We start from the raw sequence: 16,675 nt of genomic DNA on the forward strand, positions 1-16,675 counted from the left end.
TTTTTTCAGGACGTTACAAATATTTTATTTTTTATTGAACTTCTTTCTTGAATAATTTATTCAACGTTACAGCAATTGCACCGTCTCCAGTTACATTTCCTGCTGTTCCAAAACTATCCATTGCGATATAAAGTGCAATCATCAAAGCTTGATTTTCTGCATTAAATCCTAACATAGAAGCAATAATACCAATTGCTGCCATAATCGCTCCACCAGGAATTCCAGGAGCTGCAACCATTGCAATTCCAAGCATCATGATAAATCCTAAAAATTGAACAAAATCAATTTCCATTCCTTGGATTAACATCAATGCTAAACAACAACAAACGATTTTTAACATCGAACCAGATAAATGAATTGTCGCACACAACGGCACAGCGAAATTAGCAATTTCGTCACGAACACCAATTTTCTTTACTTGCGCAATTGTTATAGGTATTGTTGCAGCAGAAGATTGTGTTCCTAATGCTGTGAAATAAGCTGGTAACATCAATTTCATCATGGTAAATGGATTTTTTTTTGTAATAATTCCAGCAATTGTAAATTGAAGCACTAATAAGAAAACATGAAGCACGAAAATTACACCAATTATTTTAAGGAATACGTTCATAATTGTTACAACTTGTCCTGAATATGACATGTTCAAGAAGATTCCGAAAATGAAAATTGGTAATAATGGAATGATTAAATTTTGAATTAAATACGTAATAATTTCTTCGAAATCATCTGCAAATTTTCCAAAAGTCGAATCTTTTAATCGTGATAATCCAATTCCGAAAAGAAATGAAAATACCAAAGCTGGCATTACATCAAATAACGGAGGAAACTCTATCGAAAAGTATGGTGTAAATTCTTTGGCTTTTTCTGCTAAATTAATTTGCCCAGTTTGATGTTCTAATAATTGTGGAAAAATAGACATACTCGCTGAGTAGCCTAGTAATCCTGAAAAAATGGTTGATCCGTAAGCAATTAAAACGGTTGCTAATAATAATTTTCCGGCTGTTTGTCCTAATCTTCCAATTGATGGAACGATTAATCCAACAATGATTAATGGGATTAAAAAGTTAAGTAATTCGCTAAAAAAATCATTGAAAGTCATAAAAATACGACCAACAGCTTCTGGGATAATTCCACCGAGTACAATTCCGAGTACAATGGCTAGAATAACTTTTACGAGTAAATTGTCTTTAAGTTTGTGCATAGTCAAATTTAGAAAAAATCCGTTCAATTCAAGGTTTTAATTCTAAATGTTGATAAAAAGAAAAAAGCGATACTAAAATTTAGCATCGCTTTTTGGTATATAATTTTTGATAAAATTATTTTTTAGGTAAACGTACAATTCGGCTCGCATCGTTCGTATAAGCTTTACTTCCGCTTATTTTTTTGTAAGCAAATTTTGACGCCAAACGTGTGTTTTCTGTCGTAATATTGTTGGTAACATCACCTTTATTATTCATTCTGTCCACAATATCATACGTTACATCGTAACCTAATTGCTCGTAACGCGTCGGAAATTCACAATAAACTTCTTTGAAATCTTTGATCACACTTTGCACTTCCGTATCTCTTGTATTGATTAAACGCGCAGTACTAAACACAAAACCAAATTCGCGGAATGCATCGATATTTTTTGCATTATCTGCGTTATAAACATCATAAACCGAAACCGATTTTATTCCGTAAGCTTTGATATTGTCTTTGTTAAATGTTTTTAATTTTTCTAAATATTGTTTTCCCAAATTATCATCATCACCAACTAAAACCGTAATAATTGGCGTATAATAATCTTCACCGTTAACTTTATCGTGTGGTTGAACAATTTTTGCAACACTATCTACAATGACAACATTTGCTTTCAACTGTTTTTCTAATTGTTTTTTCGTATAACTTGCTAACTCTTGATCGTCACGATTTGTTAATAAATAAACTTGTTCTCCAGCAAAGTTTTTCCCAATTTCTTCGATGATTTGATCTGCAATTACTTCATCTTTTGGATTAGAAATCAATAAATCATTGAAAGAATTTAACGAATCGTCATTTGCATAAGGCGAAATCACAGCGATACCAGAATTACTGAAGAAGTTGGCAACTTCTGTAATATCAGACGTGTTCAACGGGCCGATAACAGCATCCGTTTTACTAAAATCTGTTGTTGATAAAATATCTTGCAAGTTTCCGTTTTTCGTATCGATCACTTTCACATTTACATTTTTACCTTTTTTCGCCAAATGAGTCAACGCTAATTTAGCTCCAGTAAAAAATTGCATTGCTTGCGAATTTTTTAATTGCGGATTATTTGCAACATCAAAAGGTAGCATAATAGCAACATTAATTTCATTGTCATTAGCACGTTTCAACTTTCCTGCAGTTCCGTATTTGATGATTTTAGCATTTTTTTGCAATGGAATTTTAAGTGTCATTCCAGCTTTTAAACCATTGATTAAATCAGGATTTAAACGCAATAACTCATCTAAATTCGTGTTGTATTTTTCTAAAATTCCGTAAGCCGAATCTCCATTCTGAACAACATAGTTGATCGTGTTTTCTTCGATTACAACAGAACCAGATTTTTTAGGAATCGTTATCACCATTCCTTCTTTTACACCTGTTTGTAAAGCTGGATTTTCTGCATATAAATCGTCAACACTTACATTATACTGTTTTGCTAAAGTGTATAAAGTTTCTCCTTTTTTGATTAAATGCGTTCCTTTTGGAACAGAAAAAACTTTATTTGTCACATCTTTTGGAAGCTTGATTACGTCACCAATTTCTAAACCTCTTTCTTTGATTTGAGGGTTTAATGAGTTCAATGTTTCTTCCGAAATTTTATATTTTTTTGTCAAATTGTAAACCGTTTCTTTCGGCTCAATTGTAATATATTGATAATTATCGTCCGAAATTTTTACGTTTGACGTAGTCGTTTGTGTATTGGTTTCAGTTGGTTTGGTTGTCGTAGTTCCTTTACCTGGAATCACAATCAAATCACCTGGATGAATCCCATTTTTTTCAATTTTAGGATTGGCTTTATACAATTCTTCTTGCGAAACACCATATTGCTTCGAAATTCCGTAAACGGTTTCTTTTGCTTGAACTGTATGCGTTTTTTGTTGAGCATAAAGTGCTGATGCACCAACAAATAACAATAAAGCTAATATTTTTTTCATTTAGATGAATTTTCGTGGTCAAATATACAAATTATGTTTTGTTTAGAGTTCCTCTTTCAATGTATTTATGATGAACTCAAATTCAAAAGGTCGAAGACTATCTTCAATAAAATCAATGAAATACTGAATATTAATGTAATCAAAATCAGCAAAATTTTTCACACGTTCTTGCAAACCATTTTGTTGAGAAAGATCATTTAATAATTGCTCGATTCTCTTCAATAAATCTTCATTTTTTTTCACTTCTGCATGCACCAAACGTTGTTTTATTTTCTCAAAACCTTTCAATTGTTTTGTACGCTGCGCTTGTATCATATCGGCAAAAGAAGATTCTGTTAACGAACTCAAATGTTCCAAACGTTCAAAAATGCTTTTTAATTCTTCTTCCAATTCAGGAAGTTTTGGAGCAATTTCTGATGAATTTATCGAACGTTTTTTTGTGATTGCTAAACTATTCGAAAATAAATCTTCGTTTGATAGATCTAATTTTTGTTGTTTTTCGTATTGTTTTTCAGTTCGGATTAACAATGAATTTCTCAAAACTAAAAGTGGAAAATCAACTTCAAATTGATTGAACATTTCTTTCAGTTGTAACCAATAAGCCATTTCGCCACCGCCGCCAACATAGGCAACATTTGGTAAAATTGTTTCTTGGTACAATGGTCTCAAAATCACATTTGGGCTAAATTTATCTGGATTTTGATGTAAATCGGCAATAATTTCTTCTTTCGAAAATTTGATTGAAGTGTTATTGACAAAATACGTTCCATTTTGTTCAACAATACGTTCGCGCGAATTATTTTGATTGATATAAAACAAATTTATCTCACGAGGATTCACTTGAATAGAATACCCCAATTGTTCTAATTTCTCATTTTGAGGTATTACTTTTTTGAACGATATTGACTGAATTAATTCTTCTTCAAAAGTTGGAATCATCAATTTTTTCAATTCTTTATCATCTCCATCAATCATCAACAATCCAAGATCTTTGAATAATAAATGAACCAATTTTCGTGTTGCGTCTGTCAAATTATCATTCGATAAATAAGATGCTTCAATCAAATTTTGCAATTCAGTTTTCTTTTTTCCATTTGGAATTAATGACAAAAATGAATCAAAAACTTTTTGTAAACCGTTTGTTGATAAACGACCAACTGGTCCACCAAATTCTTTTTCCCAATGAATAATTCGATCTCCAAATTTGAAATGATTAATTTCTTCGAAATCGTGATCTTCTGTCGCCATCCAAAACATCGGAACAAAATTGATTTCACTTTGTTCATTATTCAATTCTTCGCATGCTTTGATAACTTGCAAAATTTTATAAAAAAAGAAAATTGGACCTGTAAATAAATTTAATTGATGTCCAGTCGTAATTGTTACTGTATTCTTTTCTCTTAATTTTTGTAGATTATTTTGTTGCTTTTCCGATAAATCTAAATGACCTAATTGTTTCGAAATTTGTTCAACAAGAATTGCTCTATTTTTATAATGTCCAAGCTTATTTTTCGCTTGTTTTATATAGTTTTCTTTGGTTGGAAATAGGTTGTAGAAGTTTTTCAAATCCTCGTCTTGATTGATATAATTTAGCATCAATTTTGAAAAATAATTTGAATCCTTAAGTGATATTGTTTCCATTTAATTTTTATTAATCGTTTGATGTACATCCATTGCTCTGTCTGTTGCAAAAATGTCGACACCATCTTTTTCTAAATCGCGGTAAAGTTGTCCATTTCTCGCCGAAACACTTTTGTCTAAGTTTCCTAACGTCCCAAAAATGACCAAAATATCCTTGTCATGAATTTTGTTTAAAAATGATTTGTCATTGCGTCGAGTTCCTGTAAAGGCAACCATTTTGTCAGTCGGAATTCCGCTGTTCATCATTTCATTAAATTCGCGTTCGTTTCGCATCGAAACAGACAATAGCATATCTGGCGCAAGTTGATGCAACTTTTTCGCTTGACCAACTGTATACGTCACCAAAACAACCTGTTTTTGCATGTTTACATGTTCTATTGTCTTCACAATATCACGATAATCAACACCTTTTTTGATGTCAACCATAAAATAAATCGGTTTACTTTTCCCCCAATTTAGCGCTTCTGCAAAAGTCGGAATTTTGTATGACGTTTGTTGTCCAAAATCATCTACCAAAAAGTATTCCTTAATGGTTTTTAAGTCAACTTGATTGACATCTTGTCGCCCTGTGCTTGTTCGTTGCAACGAATTATCGTGCATTAAAATAAGTTGATTATCCTTTGTTTCGGCAACATCAATCTCAAAAATTTGTATTCCTTTTTGATAAAGATGTTCAAAAGTTTCGACACAATTTTCGGGAAAACCATGTATTCCACTTCCTCCACGATGCGCGCTGACAAAATTTTTGTTTTTGGTCGAATATTTGAAGGATATTTCTTCGGATGAAGTATTTTGATGTGTTTTGGATTGATTTTTCTTCGGATTACAACTAAAAATAGTCAGTAAACTGAACATTAAAATTCTGAAATAATATCGTTTAAAATAGCTGAAATTCATATTTTTAAATAAAAAATTAAATTAATTCATTCTAAAATTACGAATGAAGCTGTAAATTTAAACTGAAAATAATCAACAAAATAAATTATTATGGGACTTAGAACTTTTTTGAAAAGAATTTTAGGAAAAACGGAAACCGCGATTGATGTTGCGGGAGATAAATTTGACGATGTTTCGGCAACTGTGAAAAAAGCAGGAACATTGATTGCAGATGATGCATCGGATTTTGCGCGTAAAACAATCAATAATATAAAAGATGCTTCGGGAGATTTGAAAGCGCAATCGAAAGAAGCTGCAAAAGATTTTAAAGAAAGATCGAAGCAAGATTATAACGAAGTAAAAGATATTGCGGAAAAGCAAATGAAAGAAACAAGTGCTTTTGTGAAAGAGAAAGTTTCAGATTTGAAAGAGACTTTTAAAGAAGAAAAAACAGATTTGGAAGAAAAAGCAGATGAATTGAAAACGGAAGCCGAAAATAAATTGGATGAAGTTTCTGAAAACATTAAAAAAGAGACAAACGACTAAGATTTTGATCAATTTGTAGAATTTTGCTACAATTCTTAAATGTTAAATTTTTCATTAGTTATAGACATTTACAAAAATGGTTTAATTTTTGTGTCGAAGTTTATTCTTCGAAATAATTAAAATGACAGAATATAAAGATCTCGAGCCCTCTACAAATCCTAAACATAAAAAAGAGTTCGTAAAAAACATTATTATAGCTGTTTTAGCTGTAGCCTTGTTATTGGCTATTGGGTATATTGTATATTCTAAAGAAGCAAATGCAAAATCTTCGATAGAAATGCAAAGTGATATCAATGATTTGGAACGATCTAGAGAAATTCTGAAACAAGAATTACGTATTATTAGATCTGATTTTGACGATGCTAAAACTCGTGTTGTAAAAAAAGATTCTTCTTTAAGTTATCAAGATCGATTGATTTTGGAGAAACAAAAAGAGATTCAATCAATCTTAAATAAAGAAGGAATTACAAGTGGAGAATTGCAGCGTGCTAAACGTTTGATTACTTCTTTGCAAGCAGATATTAAGGTTTATAAAGAAGAAATTGTTCGCTTGAAAGACGAAAATAAAAAGCTGACAAACAAGAATACAGAGTTAACTTCGGAAAATTCTCATTTGAATGAGCAGAAAAAAACTGTTGAATCAAATTTGAGTACTGAAAAAGAAAATCATCAGAATTTAATCAAAGAAACGAATTCCACTTTATCGATTTCAAATTATACGATTAAAGGTTTGCGAGTAAAATCAAGCGGAAAAGAAGTGGAAACAACGCGAGCAAGAAGAATTGATAAGGTTAGAGTATCTTTCGATTTGGATAAAAACTTGAATGCGACTTCAGAAACCAAAGAATTGTATGTATCTATTTATAAACCAAACGGCGAGATAGGAAAATTTAAAGGTGCTGATGCTGGTGAAACAACTTTACGTTCTGGATCTTCTGTAGAATATTCTGATCGTGTAAAAGTTAATTACAATAATATGTCTGGTTCAAGAGTTAATTTTGACTGGGTTGATTATGACTTTCCAAAAGGTGAATATAAAATCGATATTTACCAAAATGGATACAAAGTTGGTCAAAATGTGATTACACTTCGATAAAGATTAAAATTATAAATACATAAAAAAAACTCTTCAAGATTCTTGAAGAGTTTTTTTTATTAACAATATTTTTCTCCGTTTTTCTGTAATTTTAAATCGCTCACATAAGTTTTTATAAACTGTACATTGCTTCGAGGACAAATGAGTAATCCTTTCTCCGAATTAATAACCACATAACTGTCTAATCCATCAATAATAATAGCTTTATCTTGCGTAGAATAAATAAAATTATTTTTGGCGTTGTAACCAGAAAAATGTTTACATAATAATGTATTGTGATTTTCGTCCTGATCTTCACCTGTATATTTATACTTTTCGTTGATTGCAGACCAAGTTCCAATATCACTCCAGCCAAAAGTTGTTGGAATGACATAAACATTATCCGCTTGTTCTAAAATTCCTTTGTTGATAGAAGTTACGTCTAACGTTGTGTAAATAGGTTTTAAAGTTTCTGTATTTTGTAAAGAACGATCAAGATCAAAATATTTTTTTAAAGTTTCTTTCATCGAAGGTAAATGTTGTTGAAAAGCTTTTACAATACTATCTACAGACCAAACAAGGATTCCTGTATTCCAAATAAATTCACCACTCGTTATAAAAGATTCAGCAAATTCTAAATCAGGTTTATCGATATAAGATTTTACTTTTTTTATAGGTGTTGTATTTTCGATGAACTGAATATAACTGTAATTAACATCTGGACGCGTTGGAGCTACTCCCAAAGTAATCAATCGATCGTTGTCAGCATCCTCGAAAGCAAGATTTACTTTTTCTACAAATTCATCTTCATCAAAAATAAAATGATCTGAAGGAGAAATAATCAATTTTGCATTTGGATTAACTTGTTGGATTGTCATTGCGGCCAATAAATTACAAGCTGCGGTATTCATGACTCTTGGTTCGATGATAAAATTTTTATCCTCAAAATCTGGTAATTGTTCTTTTACAATCTCTTTATAATCTTGAATAGTTACAATGAAAATATTTTCTTGCGGAACGATTTTTTTAAGGCGATTATACGTTAATTGAATAAAAGTTTTTCCTATTCCTAATAAATCATGAAATTGTTTTGGTTTCTTAATTGTACTCAAAGGCCATAATCTCACTCCTGTACCACTGGCAAGGATAACAGCGTAGTTATCTTTATTATTCATGATTGTCTTTTAAAGTTTATTTACAGTTGCAGTTGCGTTTATCAAATATTTTTTCTTGGTTTTCAACTCTAAACAAAGATACCTTAATTTTCGTTTAGATTCTTTTTTAAAGATTCTTTTTCCAATCGAAAATATTGTGCCATCCTCCAAATCTTCAAGATAAATTTGAGCAGGATTTTTATCATCTATAATATATTTTGAGATATTAATATCCGCTCCTAAACTTGCCTTTGGATGTTTGGCATGATGAAGAATATACGGTTGCAATTCTTCGGGATAAATGTGAAGAGATTCTAATAATAAATGCCCAAAAATGGTTTTCCATTCTTTTCCATGCGGATTTATTTTACGAGAATCAAACTGAACAAAAGTTTTGAGATGCGCCACTTCATGTGTAAAAACAAAAAAGAAAGCATACTGATTTAAGTCGCCATTCACTGTAATTTGATGACGATTATTTTCGACTAATTTGCGATAATCTCCCAATTTAGTTTCACGTCTTCTTGTAATTTTTAACGTTATAAAATGATTTTCTAACCACTTTTTTACATACAAGTCTGCATTATGAGGGAGATAAGAAGTTAAATGTTCTAAATTCACATTGTGCAAGATAAATAAAAAGCCTTTCCAATAAAAATATTAATTTTGTCGTAATGAAACTAATCGAAAATTTAGGGTCATACTTTATGCTTATGGGTAAAGTATTTAGCAAACCTCAAAAATTGAGCGTTTTCTGGAAATTGACCGTTAGAGAAATATATGATTTAGGTGTCAACTCTTTAGGGATTGTAACCTTTATCTCAACATTTATGGGTGCAGTTGTAGCAATACAAATGGCACAAAACTTTCAAGGAGCTTCTATTCCTGTTCCAGATGCCTACATTGGTTATGCAACCAAAGTGGTTTTGGTATTAGAGTTTGCTCCAACCATTATGTCGCTAATTTTAGTTGGTAAAGTAGGTTCGTACATCGCTTCGAGTATTGGAACCATGCGTGTTACCGAACAAATTGATGCGTTAGATGTTATGGGAATCAATTCTGCAAACTTCTTGATTTTACCAAAAATTATCGCCTGTGTATTTTTCAATCCTTTATTGGTTATGATTTCTATTGGATTTGGATTATTAGGAGGTTACTACATTGGTGTTTTTACAAAACTATGGTCAGCGGCCGATTTTATTACAGGTTTACAAATGAATATGGCAACAAAATTGTTTGTCTATACATTCCTTAAAACAATGGTATTCGCGTTTGTTATCGCAACAATTCCGGCATATTATGGTTATAAAGTAAAAGGAGGTTCGTTAGAAGTTGGTCGTTCTGCAACAACAGCTGTTGTATGGACATCAGTAGCAATTATTGTGATCAATTTAATATTAACACAAACAATTTTGAGCTAATGATTGAAGTAAAAGATATCAGAAAATCATTTGATGCAGTAGAAGTACTGAAAGGTTTTTCTGTCACTTTCGAGAAAGGAAAAGTTAGTTTAATTATTGGTCAAAGTGGTTCTGGAAAAACAGTTTTCTTGAAAAATTTGATTGGATTATTAACACCAACTTCAGGTCAAATTTTGTACGAAGGAGATAATATGATCGAGTTTGATTACAAAGAAAAACAACGTTTACGTTCAGAAATTGGAGTAGTTTTCCAAGGTTCGGCTTTGTATGATACGATGAATATTGTAGAAAATGTAAAATTTCCATTGCAAATGTTTTCGGATATGTCAAATGCTGATGCCGAAAAACGTGCGCGTGAAGTATTAGATCGTGTAGAAATAGCTCGTACAGCACTTAAAAAATATCCGTCAGAAATATCTGGAGGAATGCAAAAACGTGTGGCAATTGCGCGTGCGATTGTAAATAATCCAAAATATTTATTTGCTGATGAACCAAACTCTGGTCTTGACCCAAAAACGGCGTTAGTTATCGACCAATTAATTTATGATATCACAAAAGAATATAACACAACAACCGTTGTAAATACTCACGATATGAACTCGGTGATGGAAATTGGAGATCATATTGTTTTCTTAAAAAATGGTTTCTTGGAATGGGAAGGGACAAAAGAGGAGATTTTGGTGGCTGATAATCCAAATGTAATTGATTTTGTATATTCGTCGAATCTTTTCAAGAAATTGAGAGAAGCTTTATTAAAAGAAAAACAATAAATCAATAAAAATAAAAATTCTATGAAAAAATTAATTTTAACTGCAATTGTAGGTTTAGCTTCAAATTTTGCTACAGCACAAAATATCGATTTTGGTATCAAAGGTGGAGCTGTTTTCAATACAGATAAAGGAAAAGTTTGGCAAGATGCTGGAAATATTTTCAAGAAAGATGGAAAAGCTTCTGCTGGATTTCAAGCGGGTGCTTTAGCGCGCGTTTCTTTAGCAGGAATTTACATTCAGCCAGAGTTATTGTATACGCAATTCAAAAATGAATATGATGTTGATGGACAAAATCTTGATGTAACTAAAAAACGTTTAGATATTCCTGTAAATGTTGGAAAAAGATTTTTAGGAATCGGACACGTTCAAGCAGGACCAGTTTTCTCTTACTATTTTGATGATAAACTTTCTGTTAAAGACTTTACAACTGCAAAACAAGACGAATTTAATGTCGGAATGCAAATTGGTGCAGGTGTGGAAGTTTCTAAATTATTATTCGATTTACGTTATGAATTCGGTTTAGGAAAAGTTGGATCTGACATTTTGAATGGATCAAAAGGACAATATAGAACAGAAAATCGTCCACAAATGTTGAACTTATCAGTAGCATATTTATTCTAAAAGGTTGTTTGTAAATAAATTTATTGGATATATTTGTTCCAAATTGTATTTTTGCAACCTCGTAAATTATTAAAATGGCAAAAAATAATAAAAAAGAAGAATTCGCAACAGAGCAATTCGTAGAAAAATTAGATAGAACAGCTTTCAACGTAGAGTTCTTTGTTGAAAAATATGCTAAAGCAATTGGTATTGGTTTAGGAGTAATTATTGTAGCTGTTTTAGGTTATTTTGCTTACTTAAAATTAGTCGTAGAACCTAAATCGGATGACGCTTTCAAAGAAATGGTTCAAGCAGAACGTCTTTTCGATCAAGATTCTATTAACGTCGCTCTTAATGGTAGCGCAGGAAGCTTTCAAGGTTTACAACAAATTGTTGATGAATATGGAAATACTGATGCGGGTAATTTAGCACGTTTCAAAGCGGCAAGTTCTTATTATAAATTAGGAGATTACGCATCTGCTGTAAAATTATTAGAAGATTTTGACACTGATGACAATGTAATGTTAGCGCAAAAATATGGTATGTTAGGAAATGCATTAGTTGCTTCTAACAAATTAGAAGAAGGTTTACCTTACTATGTAAAAGCTGCTGAAGCGACAGAAGTTGAAACTTTACAATCAACTTACTACACAAAGGCAGGTGAAATTGCAATGGAATTAGGTAAAGATGCTGATGCTTTAAAATATTTTCAAGCTTTAGAGGATAAATATCCAAATGCGAATAATGGTGAAACTGCGAAGTTTATTGAGCGTTTAAAATACGCTTCTGAAACTGCGAAATAATTCACTTCAAAAGATAATTACAAGCCGAACAAGTTGTTCGGCTTTTTTTATTGATTCAAATCAAAGTTTATCCTAAATCATTTTTGTAATTTTACCATTCAAATTTTAAACAAAATGGCAACAGAAAATAAAAATTTATCTCAATATAATAAAGCAGAATTACCAAATGTAGCGGGCTCTAAGTTTGCAATCATTACATCTGAATGGAATAATCATATCACATTTAATTTGCGCGATGGAGCAAAAGACACATTGATTGATTTGGGTGCAAATCCTGACGATGTTACTTTATATGAAGTTCCGGGTAGTTTTGAGTTGATTTATGGAGCTGATAAAGTAGCGCAAACTCATCCAGATTTGGACGGAATTATCGTTGTTGGATGTGTGATTCGTGGTGCTACAGCGCATTTTGATTATGTTTGTCAAGGTGTGACACAAGGTGTAAAAGATTTGAATATCAAACACAATATGCCAATTATTTTTTGTGTTTTAACGGACGAAAATGAACAGCAATCAATTGATCGTTCTGGCGGAAAACATGGAAACAAAGGAGTTGAAGCTGGTGTAGCTGCGGTTATGATGGCGGATATGAAAAAGAAATTAGGAAAATAATTTCACTATAAAAGATTCAAGACTTTATCGATGCCAATAGCAGAAGATTTTAAATCAATTTACACCAAAAATTGGGAAATTTATTTTTCTCAATGTGATCCGACTGGTAAAATGAAATTGTCTGAAATGGCAAATCTTTTTCAATTAACAGCTTCGGAACACGCGATAAAAGGAGGTTTAGGTTTCTTTGATTTACAAGAATTTAATCAATCTTGGGTAATGAATCGACTTCGAATAGAAATTGATGAATTACCTTCTTGGACAGATTTTGTTGATGTAAAAACGTGGATTGAGGTACTGAAAGGAGCTAAATCTATTCGTGATTTTACAATCGAGAAAAATGGAAAAAAATTAATTGGAGCTTCAAGTTTGTGGGCGGTTTTCAATACAGAAAAACGTCGTTCGGATATTCTTCAACTTGATTCATCTCACATTGAACGTTTTCCTGATCTGAAACCAACTGAAATCGAAAATTCGATTTTAAACATCGATTTTGAACCAACAGAAGTTATTCAATACAAAGTTCAGTTTTCTGATTTGGACATCGTAAAACACGCCAATAACACCAAATATTTGGATTGGTGCTTGAATACTATTGATCCTGAAATTATATTGAAACATCGTATCAAAGCAATTGATATGAATTTCTTGAAAGAATTAAGTTTACACGACGAAGTAGAAATCCAGAAATTAGAAACGGAGCATTTAATTCAGTTTAAGATTGTTAATCAAGAAAAAGTAAACTTTGTTTGTAGATTGGAGTTGAGGTAAGGTTATTTTAAGAGATATCAAACTGAATTTATTTCAGCTTATCAAAAAATCTTTATTACAATAAAAAAAGGTTTCATTACGAAACCTTTTTATCTATTTTTCTTTTGTCAAAACAAATTTAGCAGAATCAGCCGATTCTATTTTCTTTTGATTTTTATCTAACTGAATAATTTTTCCTTCTTCAACTAAAAAAGCATTCGGAACATTGGCAATTTCAGGAAAAACAATTGTATTTCCATCTTCTTTAAACTGAAAAGTTCCAGTTGTCATAATAGCCATTTTATCTAACCCCAAACGTTTTGTAGAATAGACATATCCTTTGTTTGGCAATAATTTTATTTCCATTTCAACTTCTTTGCAATCTTTCTCGTAACAAGGCAAAATTCCTTTGTAAGTTCCTTCGTATTGAATAGACTTTTCTGCAGAAACATGCCCGATTTCAATTCCAACTTTATACTCTTTAGAATTTTCTTCGTCTTTTACTTTTTCTACTTCAGTTTTACAACTTGACACAACGAAAGCTGCGATTGTAAATGTGGCTAAAATTATTTTTTTCATATTTTAGAATTTGATTTAAAGGTAAGTAAATTTTGAGCCAAAAAAAATCCTTCCGAATATTTTCAGAAGGATTTGTATAATGTTTTGTAATCTTATTCGATTAGAAAATTTCTTTCGCAGCAAAGTGGAAAGCAGCTTCAATAGCAGCATTTTCGTCAGAATCAGAACCGTGAACAGCGTTAGCATCGATAGATTCAGCATATTTAGCACGGATTGTACCTTCTGCAGCCTCAGCTGGGTTAGTAGCACCGATTAAAGTACGGAAATCAGCAACTGCGTTGTCTTTTTCTAAAACTGCAGCAACGATTGGTCCAGAAGTCATGAATTCTACTAAATCCTTGAAGAAAGGACGCTCTGCGTGGATAGCGTAAAATGCTTCAGCATCTTGTTTTGCTAATTGAGTCATTTTAGCCGCTTTGATTTTGAAACCAGCGTCAGTAATGTCTTTTAAAATATCTCCGATGTGTCCTTTTGCAACTGCATCAGGCTTAATCATTGTGAATGTAATGTTTGCCATTTTATTGAATTGTATTTATTACTTAATTTTTGAGGTGCAAAATTACAAAAATGATTCGAATGTTTATGTTTTATCATTAAAATTTCTTGTTTTAATAAAATACATTAATTATTATTCATTTACGATTATTTCAATTCGATAATATTTCTTATTTTTAAATTAAATCTAAAGTTATGAATACAAATAATCTTTCCACATTTCATCATAAAAAGAAGCTCAAAAAGGTTGGTGATAAATATTTTCTGCCTTTCGAAATTTGGAATTATTTAGATTTAGGTTGGATGCTTTTACTTGTTTCGTTTTTTGCTTATGCATCAAGTGAAATCAATATTATTTTTATTTGAATGATTGTAATTTTTGGAATCCGAATAATAACGACAATTAATGATAGATTTTTTGTAGAAATTAAAACATCAAAATCGTTGAGTGAGAATATTAATTTAATCAAAGAATTAGCGCAGCGTCAACATAATTTTACGCAATCGTTGGATGAACAAGGTTTGTTTCTTTTTGAATATTCAGAACGAAATATTTTTTGTAAATACAATTACCGAAGAAGAGATTATATCGAAACAGTTGTGATTTATTGTGAAGACAATTCGATTTGGGTGAACTCTTTTAATCAACGTTATTTAGGAATTTTTAGACGATATAATCTAAAACAATGGATAAAATTAATCCAATTAAAAAGCGAGAATTAATCTCGCTTTTTAATTTTAATATCTTTCGATTAAATCGTTTCCTATTTCGTTGATAGAATCATCAGTTTCTTTTGGGTTTGGTCCCCATTGATTAGAACCTGGTTGGCTATCTGTAACTAATGCTATTATTAATAAAATAGCTCCCACAAGAGGAATTAAACCAATTAAATAATACCAACCACTTTTTCCTGTGTCGTGTAATCGTCTTACAACAACTGCTAAAGAAGGGATAAAAGTTGCTAATGCATACAACATTAAAATTCCATAAATTAAGTAAAATAAAATTCCAGGACTTTCTCCGTCGCTTCCAATAGCTACAGAGATAATAACTAGAATATACATTACAAATGAAATGATAACATTACATAATGTATAATACCAATATTCGCTTCTGCGGGCTCTTCCCGAGAAGTTAGCGTAGTTTTCGAAAACTACTTTTTTGTACCAGTCGATCATAATGAGGTAGTTTAGTTTTGTTAAAAATATTAAGAAAAATTTTACTACGCAACTCTTAATCTGCTTTTAAACGTTTAGTTTTGAACATTTCTGGCTTGTAATTAATAATAAAAACACCAAGAATAATTAGAATGGTAGCGACAATAAACTTTGATGAAATCTGCTCGTCAAGAACTAACCAACCCAAAATAATTGCAATAATCGTATTGAAATAAGAAAGAATAGAAACTTGTATAGGAGAAATTTTGGTCAATGCATAATGAAATGAAAAAAACGTAATCACAGAACCAAAAACAGCTAAATAAAGCATGGCAGAAATACTTTTTGTACTCCAATTTTCGAAATTATAATTTTCTGTAAAAGCGAAAGCAAATATAATTTGAACAATTCCAGCAAATATAAATTGGTAAAAAAGATTGAGAGAAATATTTTTGGATTGAATATTCATTTTTTTTGTGAAAATAGTTCCTGTTGCCCAACCTGTAATAGCACAAAAAAGTAAAATAATTCCAGTTCTATATGCTGGATTTGCTAATTCTTGAATTCCATCCCAAAATATAAAAATGACGCCTCCAAAACAAAGTAAAACGCCTAATAATCCGCGGTAACTGAATTTTTGTAAGCCAATAAAAATACTTCCTAAAAAAACGAGAATAGGTGAGGTTGCACTAATTAATGCAGCTAAACTACTCGATAAGTTTTCTTCTGCAACAGTAGTTAAACCATTTGCAGCGATTAACATCAAACTCGAAAATATAAGTTGATAAGATAAACTTTTCCAGCCAATCCATTTTAATTCTTTTTTCGAAAGTAAAATAATTAGCATAATTATCCCTGCCAAAAATTGACGAATTCCTGCTACAAACCAACCTGGAATAGTTTCTACAGCTACACGAATTCCGAGAAAAGTTGTTCCCCAAACAATTGCAACTATACTTACGGCGATCAATAATTTGATGTCTTTCAAGATTAAAAAAGTTAAAAGTGTTAATTCTAAATAGAATTATAAA

General features: G+C 31.2%; 20 protein-coding genes. 10 read left to right on the forward strand and 10 right to left on the reverse strand.

Annotated elements, in window-relative coordinates; translation table 11 throughout:
* Nucleotides 1–31 precede the first annotated feature (31 nt).
* The 4 genes from B4E59_RS00645 to B4E59_RS00660 all read right to left on the reverse strand — a co-directional run bounded on the left by B4E59_RS00645 (nt 32) and on the right by B4E59_RS00660 (nt 5,660).
* On the reverse strand, nt 32–1,201 hold the full coding sequence (locus B4E59_RS00645) for a dicarboxylate/amino acid:cation symporter (RefSeq protein ID WP_291047785.1): 1,170 nt from the start codon (nt 1,199–1,201) through the stop codon (nt 32–34).
* A gap of 115 nt (nt 1,202–1,316) precedes the next feature.
* On the reverse strand, nt 1,317–3,164 hold the full coding sequence (locus B4E59_RS00650; protein WP_114998740.1) for a LysM peptidoglycan-binding domain-containing protein: 1,848 nt from the start codon (nt 3,162–3,164) through the stop codon (nt 1,317–1,319).
* A gap of 42 nt (nt 3,165–3,206) precedes the next feature.
* Complete coding sequence (gene bshC / locus B4E59_RS00655; protein WP_114998742.1) at nt 3,207–4,805, reverse strand: bacillithiol biosynthesis cysteine-adding enzyme BshC; 1,599 nt, start codon at nt 4,803–4,805, stop codon at nt 3,207–3,209.
* Nucleotides 4,806–5,660: a glycerophosphodiester phosphodiesterase family protein gene (locus B4E59_RS00660; RefSeq protein ID WP_260509597.1), complete on the reverse strand. Its 855-nt coding sequence runs from the start codon at nt 5,658–5,660 to the stop codon at nt 4,806–4,808.
* A gap of 132 nt (nt 5,661–5,792) precedes the next feature.
* Here B4E59_RS00660 and B4E59_RS00665 point away from each other — a divergent pair, with 132 nt between their 5' ends.
* Both B4E59_RS00665 and B4E59_RS00670 read left to right on the forward strand, forming a co-directional pair.
* Nucleotides 5,793–6,227, forward strand: coding sequence for a hypothetical protein (locus B4E59_RS00665; RefSeq protein ID WP_291050669.1), 435 nt, complete (start codon nt 5,793–5,795; stop codon nt 6,225–6,227).
* 121 nt (nt 6,228–6,348) lie between these two features.
* Nucleotides 6,349–7,323, forward strand: coding sequence for a DUF8428 domain-containing protein (locus tag B4E59_RS00670; protein ID WP_280061742.1), 975 nt, complete (start codon nt 6,349–6,351; stop codon nt 7,321–7,323).
* A gap of 59 nt (nt 7,324–7,382) precedes the next feature.
* Here B4E59_RS00670 and B4E59_RS00675 read toward each other — a convergent pair whose 3' ends face one another.
* Entirely contained in the window at nt 7,383–8,477 is a 1,095-nt protein-coding gene (locus tag B4E59_RS00675; RefSeq protein ID WP_286495130.1) for a mannose-1-phosphate guanylyltransferase, read from the reverse strand.
* Between the two features lie 9 nt (nt 8,478–8,486).
* Entirely contained in the window at nt 8,487–9,077 is a 591-nt protein-coding gene (locus B4E59_RS00680; RefSeq protein WP_180905771.1) for a SprT-like domain-containing protein, read from the reverse strand.
* A gap of 53 nt (nt 9,078–9,130) precedes the next feature.
* Between B4E59_RS00680 and B4E59_RS00685 the strand changes: the two genes are divergently transcribed.
* The 6 genes from B4E59_RS00685 (at nt 9,131) to B4E59_RS00710 (ending at nt 13,433) form a co-directional block, all read left to right on the forward strand.
* Nucleotides 9,131–9,877 carry an MlaE family ABC transporter permease gene (locus B4E59_RS00685; protein ID WP_171622564.1) on the forward strand — a complete coding sequence of 249 codons (747 nt, stop codon included), beginning with the start codon at nt 9,131–9,133 and terminating at the stop codon, nt 9,875–9,877.
* On the forward strand, nt 9,877–10,647 hold the full coding sequence (locus B4E59_RS00690; protein WP_038330977.1) for an ABC transporter ATP-binding protein: 771 nt from the start codon (nt 9,877–9,879) through the stop codon (nt 10,645–10,647). Before B4E59_RS00685 ends, B4E59_RS00690 begins: the two co-directional genes overlap by 1 nt.
* A 21-nt stretch (nt 10,648–10,668) precedes the next feature.
* Nucleotides 10,669–11,268, forward strand: coding sequence for a porin family protein (locus B4E59_RS00695; protein WP_291050680.1), 600 nt, complete (start codon nt 10,669–10,671; stop codon nt 11,266–11,268).
* A 74-nt stretch (nt 11,269–11,342) separates the two neighbouring features.
* Nucleotides 11,343–12,050 (forward strand): tetratricopeptide repeat protein, encoded by a 708-nt coding sequence (locus B4E59_RS00700; RefSeq protein ID WP_280045471.1) that lies wholly within the window; start codon nt 11,343–11,345, stop codon nt 12,048–12,050.
* A gap of 114 nt (nt 12,051–12,164) precedes the next feature.
* Complete coding sequence (gene ribH, locus B4E59_RS00705; protein ID WP_125349547.1) at nt 12,165–12,662, forward strand: 6,7-dimethyl-8-ribityllumazine synthase; 498 nt, start codon at nt 12,165–12,167, stop codon at nt 12,660–12,662.
* A gap of 30 nt (nt 12,663–12,692) precedes the next feature.
* Nucleotides 12,693–13,433, forward strand: coding sequence for an acyl-[acyl-carrier-protein] thioesterase (locus B4E59_RS00710; protein ID WP_291050687.1), 741 nt, complete (start codon nt 12,693–12,695; stop codon nt 13,431–13,433).
* A gap of 93 nt (nt 13,434–13,526) precedes the next feature.
* Here B4E59_RS00710 and B4E59_RS00715 read toward each other — a convergent pair whose 3' ends face one another.
* Nucleotides 13,527–13,991 (reverse strand): copper resistance protein NlpE N-terminal domain-containing protein, encoded by a 465-nt coding sequence (locus B4E59_RS00715; protein ID WP_125349545.1) that lies wholly within the window; start codon nt 13,989–13,991, stop codon nt 13,527–13,529.
* Nucleotides 13,992–14,091: 100 nt separating this feature from the next.
* Entirely contained in the window at nt 14,092–14,508 is a 417-nt protein-coding gene (locus tag B4E59_RS00720) for a nucleoside-diphosphate kinase (protein ID WP_038330990.1), read from the reverse strand.
* 173 nt (nt 14,509–14,681) lie between these two features.
* On the opposite strand from B4E59_RS00720, the gene B4E59_RS00725 reads away from it, so the two are divergent.
* Nucleotides 14,682–14,852: a hypothetical protein gene (locus B4E59_RS00725; protein WP_291050693.1), complete on the forward strand. Its 171-nt coding sequence runs from the start codon at nt 14,682–14,684 to the stop codon at nt 14,850–14,852.
* Complete coding sequence (locus B4E59_RS00730; protein WP_291050695.1) at nt 14,853–15,209, forward strand: hypothetical protein; 357 nt, start codon at nt 14,853–14,855, stop codon at nt 15,207–15,209.
* A gap of 15 nt (nt 15,210–15,224) precedes the next feature.
* Here B4E59_RS00730 and B4E59_RS00735 read toward each other — a convergent pair whose 3' ends face one another.
* The gene (locus tag B4E59_RS00735; RefSeq protein WP_114998800.1) at nt 15,225–15,665 is read right to left on the reverse strand and encodes a DUF805 domain-containing protein; all 441 of its coding nucleotides are present in this window, start codon (nt 15,663–15,665) and stop codon (nt 15,225–15,227) included.
* Between the two features lie 55 nt (nt 15,666–15,720).
* Nucleotides 15,721–16,632, reverse strand: a complete 912-nt coding sequence (locus B4E59_RS00740; RefSeq protein ID WP_291050699.1) for a DMT family transporter — start codon at nt 16,630–16,632, stop codon at nt 15,721–15,723.
* Between the last annotated feature and the right edge of the window lie 43 nt (nt 16,633–16,675).

The sequence above is a fragment of the Empedobacter sp. UBA2044 genome (assembly GCF_002333005.1).
In the GTDB taxonomy this organism is placed as follows: domain Bacteria; phylum Bacteroidota; class Bacteroidia; order Flavobacteriales; family Weeksellaceae; genus Empedobacter; species Empedobacter falsenii_B.

Coding starts and splice junctions, on each gene's coding strand:
- B4E59_RS00725 (WP_291050693.1), top strand. CDS start 14,682: ATGAATACAAATAATCTTTCCACATTTCATCATAAAAAGAAGCTCAAA.
- B4E59_RS00700 (WP_280045471.1), top strand. CDS start 11,343: ATGGCAAAAAATAATAAAAAAGAAGAATTCGCAACAGAGCAATTCGTA.
- B4E59_RS00735 (WP_114998800.1), bottom strand. CDS start 15,665: ATGATCGACTGGTACAAAAAAGTAGTTTTCGAAAACTACGCTAACTTC.
- B4E59_RS00720 (WP_038330990.1), bottom strand. CDS start 14,508: ATGGCAAACATTACATTCACAATGATTAAGCCTGATGCAGTTGCAAAA.
- B4E59_RS00690 (WP_038330977.1), top strand. CDS start 9,877: ATGATTGAAGTAAAAGATATCAGAAAATCATTTGATGCAGTAGAAGTA.
- B4E59_RS00675 (WP_286495130.1), bottom strand. CDS start 8,477: ATGAATAATAAAGATAACTACGCTGTTATCCTTGCCAGTGGTACAGGA.
- B4E59_RS00665 (WP_291050669.1), top strand. CDS start 5,793: ATGGGACTTAGAACTTTTTTGAAAAGAATTTTAGGAAAAACGGAAACC.
- B4E59_RS00695 (WP_291050680.1), top strand. CDS start 10,669: ATGAAAAAATTAATTTTAACTGCAATTGTAGGTTTAGCTTCAAATTTT.
- B4E59_RS00710 (WP_291050687.1), top strand. CDS start 12,693: ATGCCAATAGCAGAAGATTTTAAATCAATTTACACCAAAAATTGGGAA.
- B4E59_RS00715 (WP_125349545.1), bottom strand. CDS start 13,991: ATGAAAAAAATAATTTTAGCCACATTTACAATCGCAGCTTTCGTTGTG.
- B4E59_RS00645 (WP_291047785.1), bottom strand. CDS start 1,201: ATGCACAAACTTAAAGACAATTTACTCGTAAAAGTTATTCTAGCCATT.
- B4E59_RS00730 (WP_291050695.1), top strand. CDS start 14,853: ATGATTGTAATTTTTGGAATCCGAATAATAACGACAATTAATGATAGA.
- B4E59_RS00650 (WP_114998740.1), bottom strand. CDS start 3,164: ATGAAAAAAATATTAGCTTTATTGTTATTTGTTGGTGCATCAGCACTT.
- B4E59_RS00670 (WP_280061742.1), top strand. CDS start 6,349: ATGACAGAATATAAAGATCTCGAGCCCTCTACAAATCCTAAACATAAA.
- B4E59_RS00660 (WP_260509597.1), bottom strand. CDS start 5,660: ATGTTCAGTTTACTGACTATTTTTAGTTGTAATCCGAAGAAAAATCAA.
- B4E59_RS00685 (WP_171622564.1), top strand. CDS start 9,131: ATGAAACTAATCGAAAATTTAGGGTCATACTTTATGCTTATGGGTAAA.
- ribH (WP_125349547.1), top strand. CDS start 12,165: ATGGCAACAGAAAATAAAAATTTATCTCAATATAATAAAGCAGAATTA.
- bshC (WP_114998742.1), bottom strand. CDS start 4,805: ATGGAAACAATATCACTTAAGGATTCAAATTATTTTTCAAAATTGATG.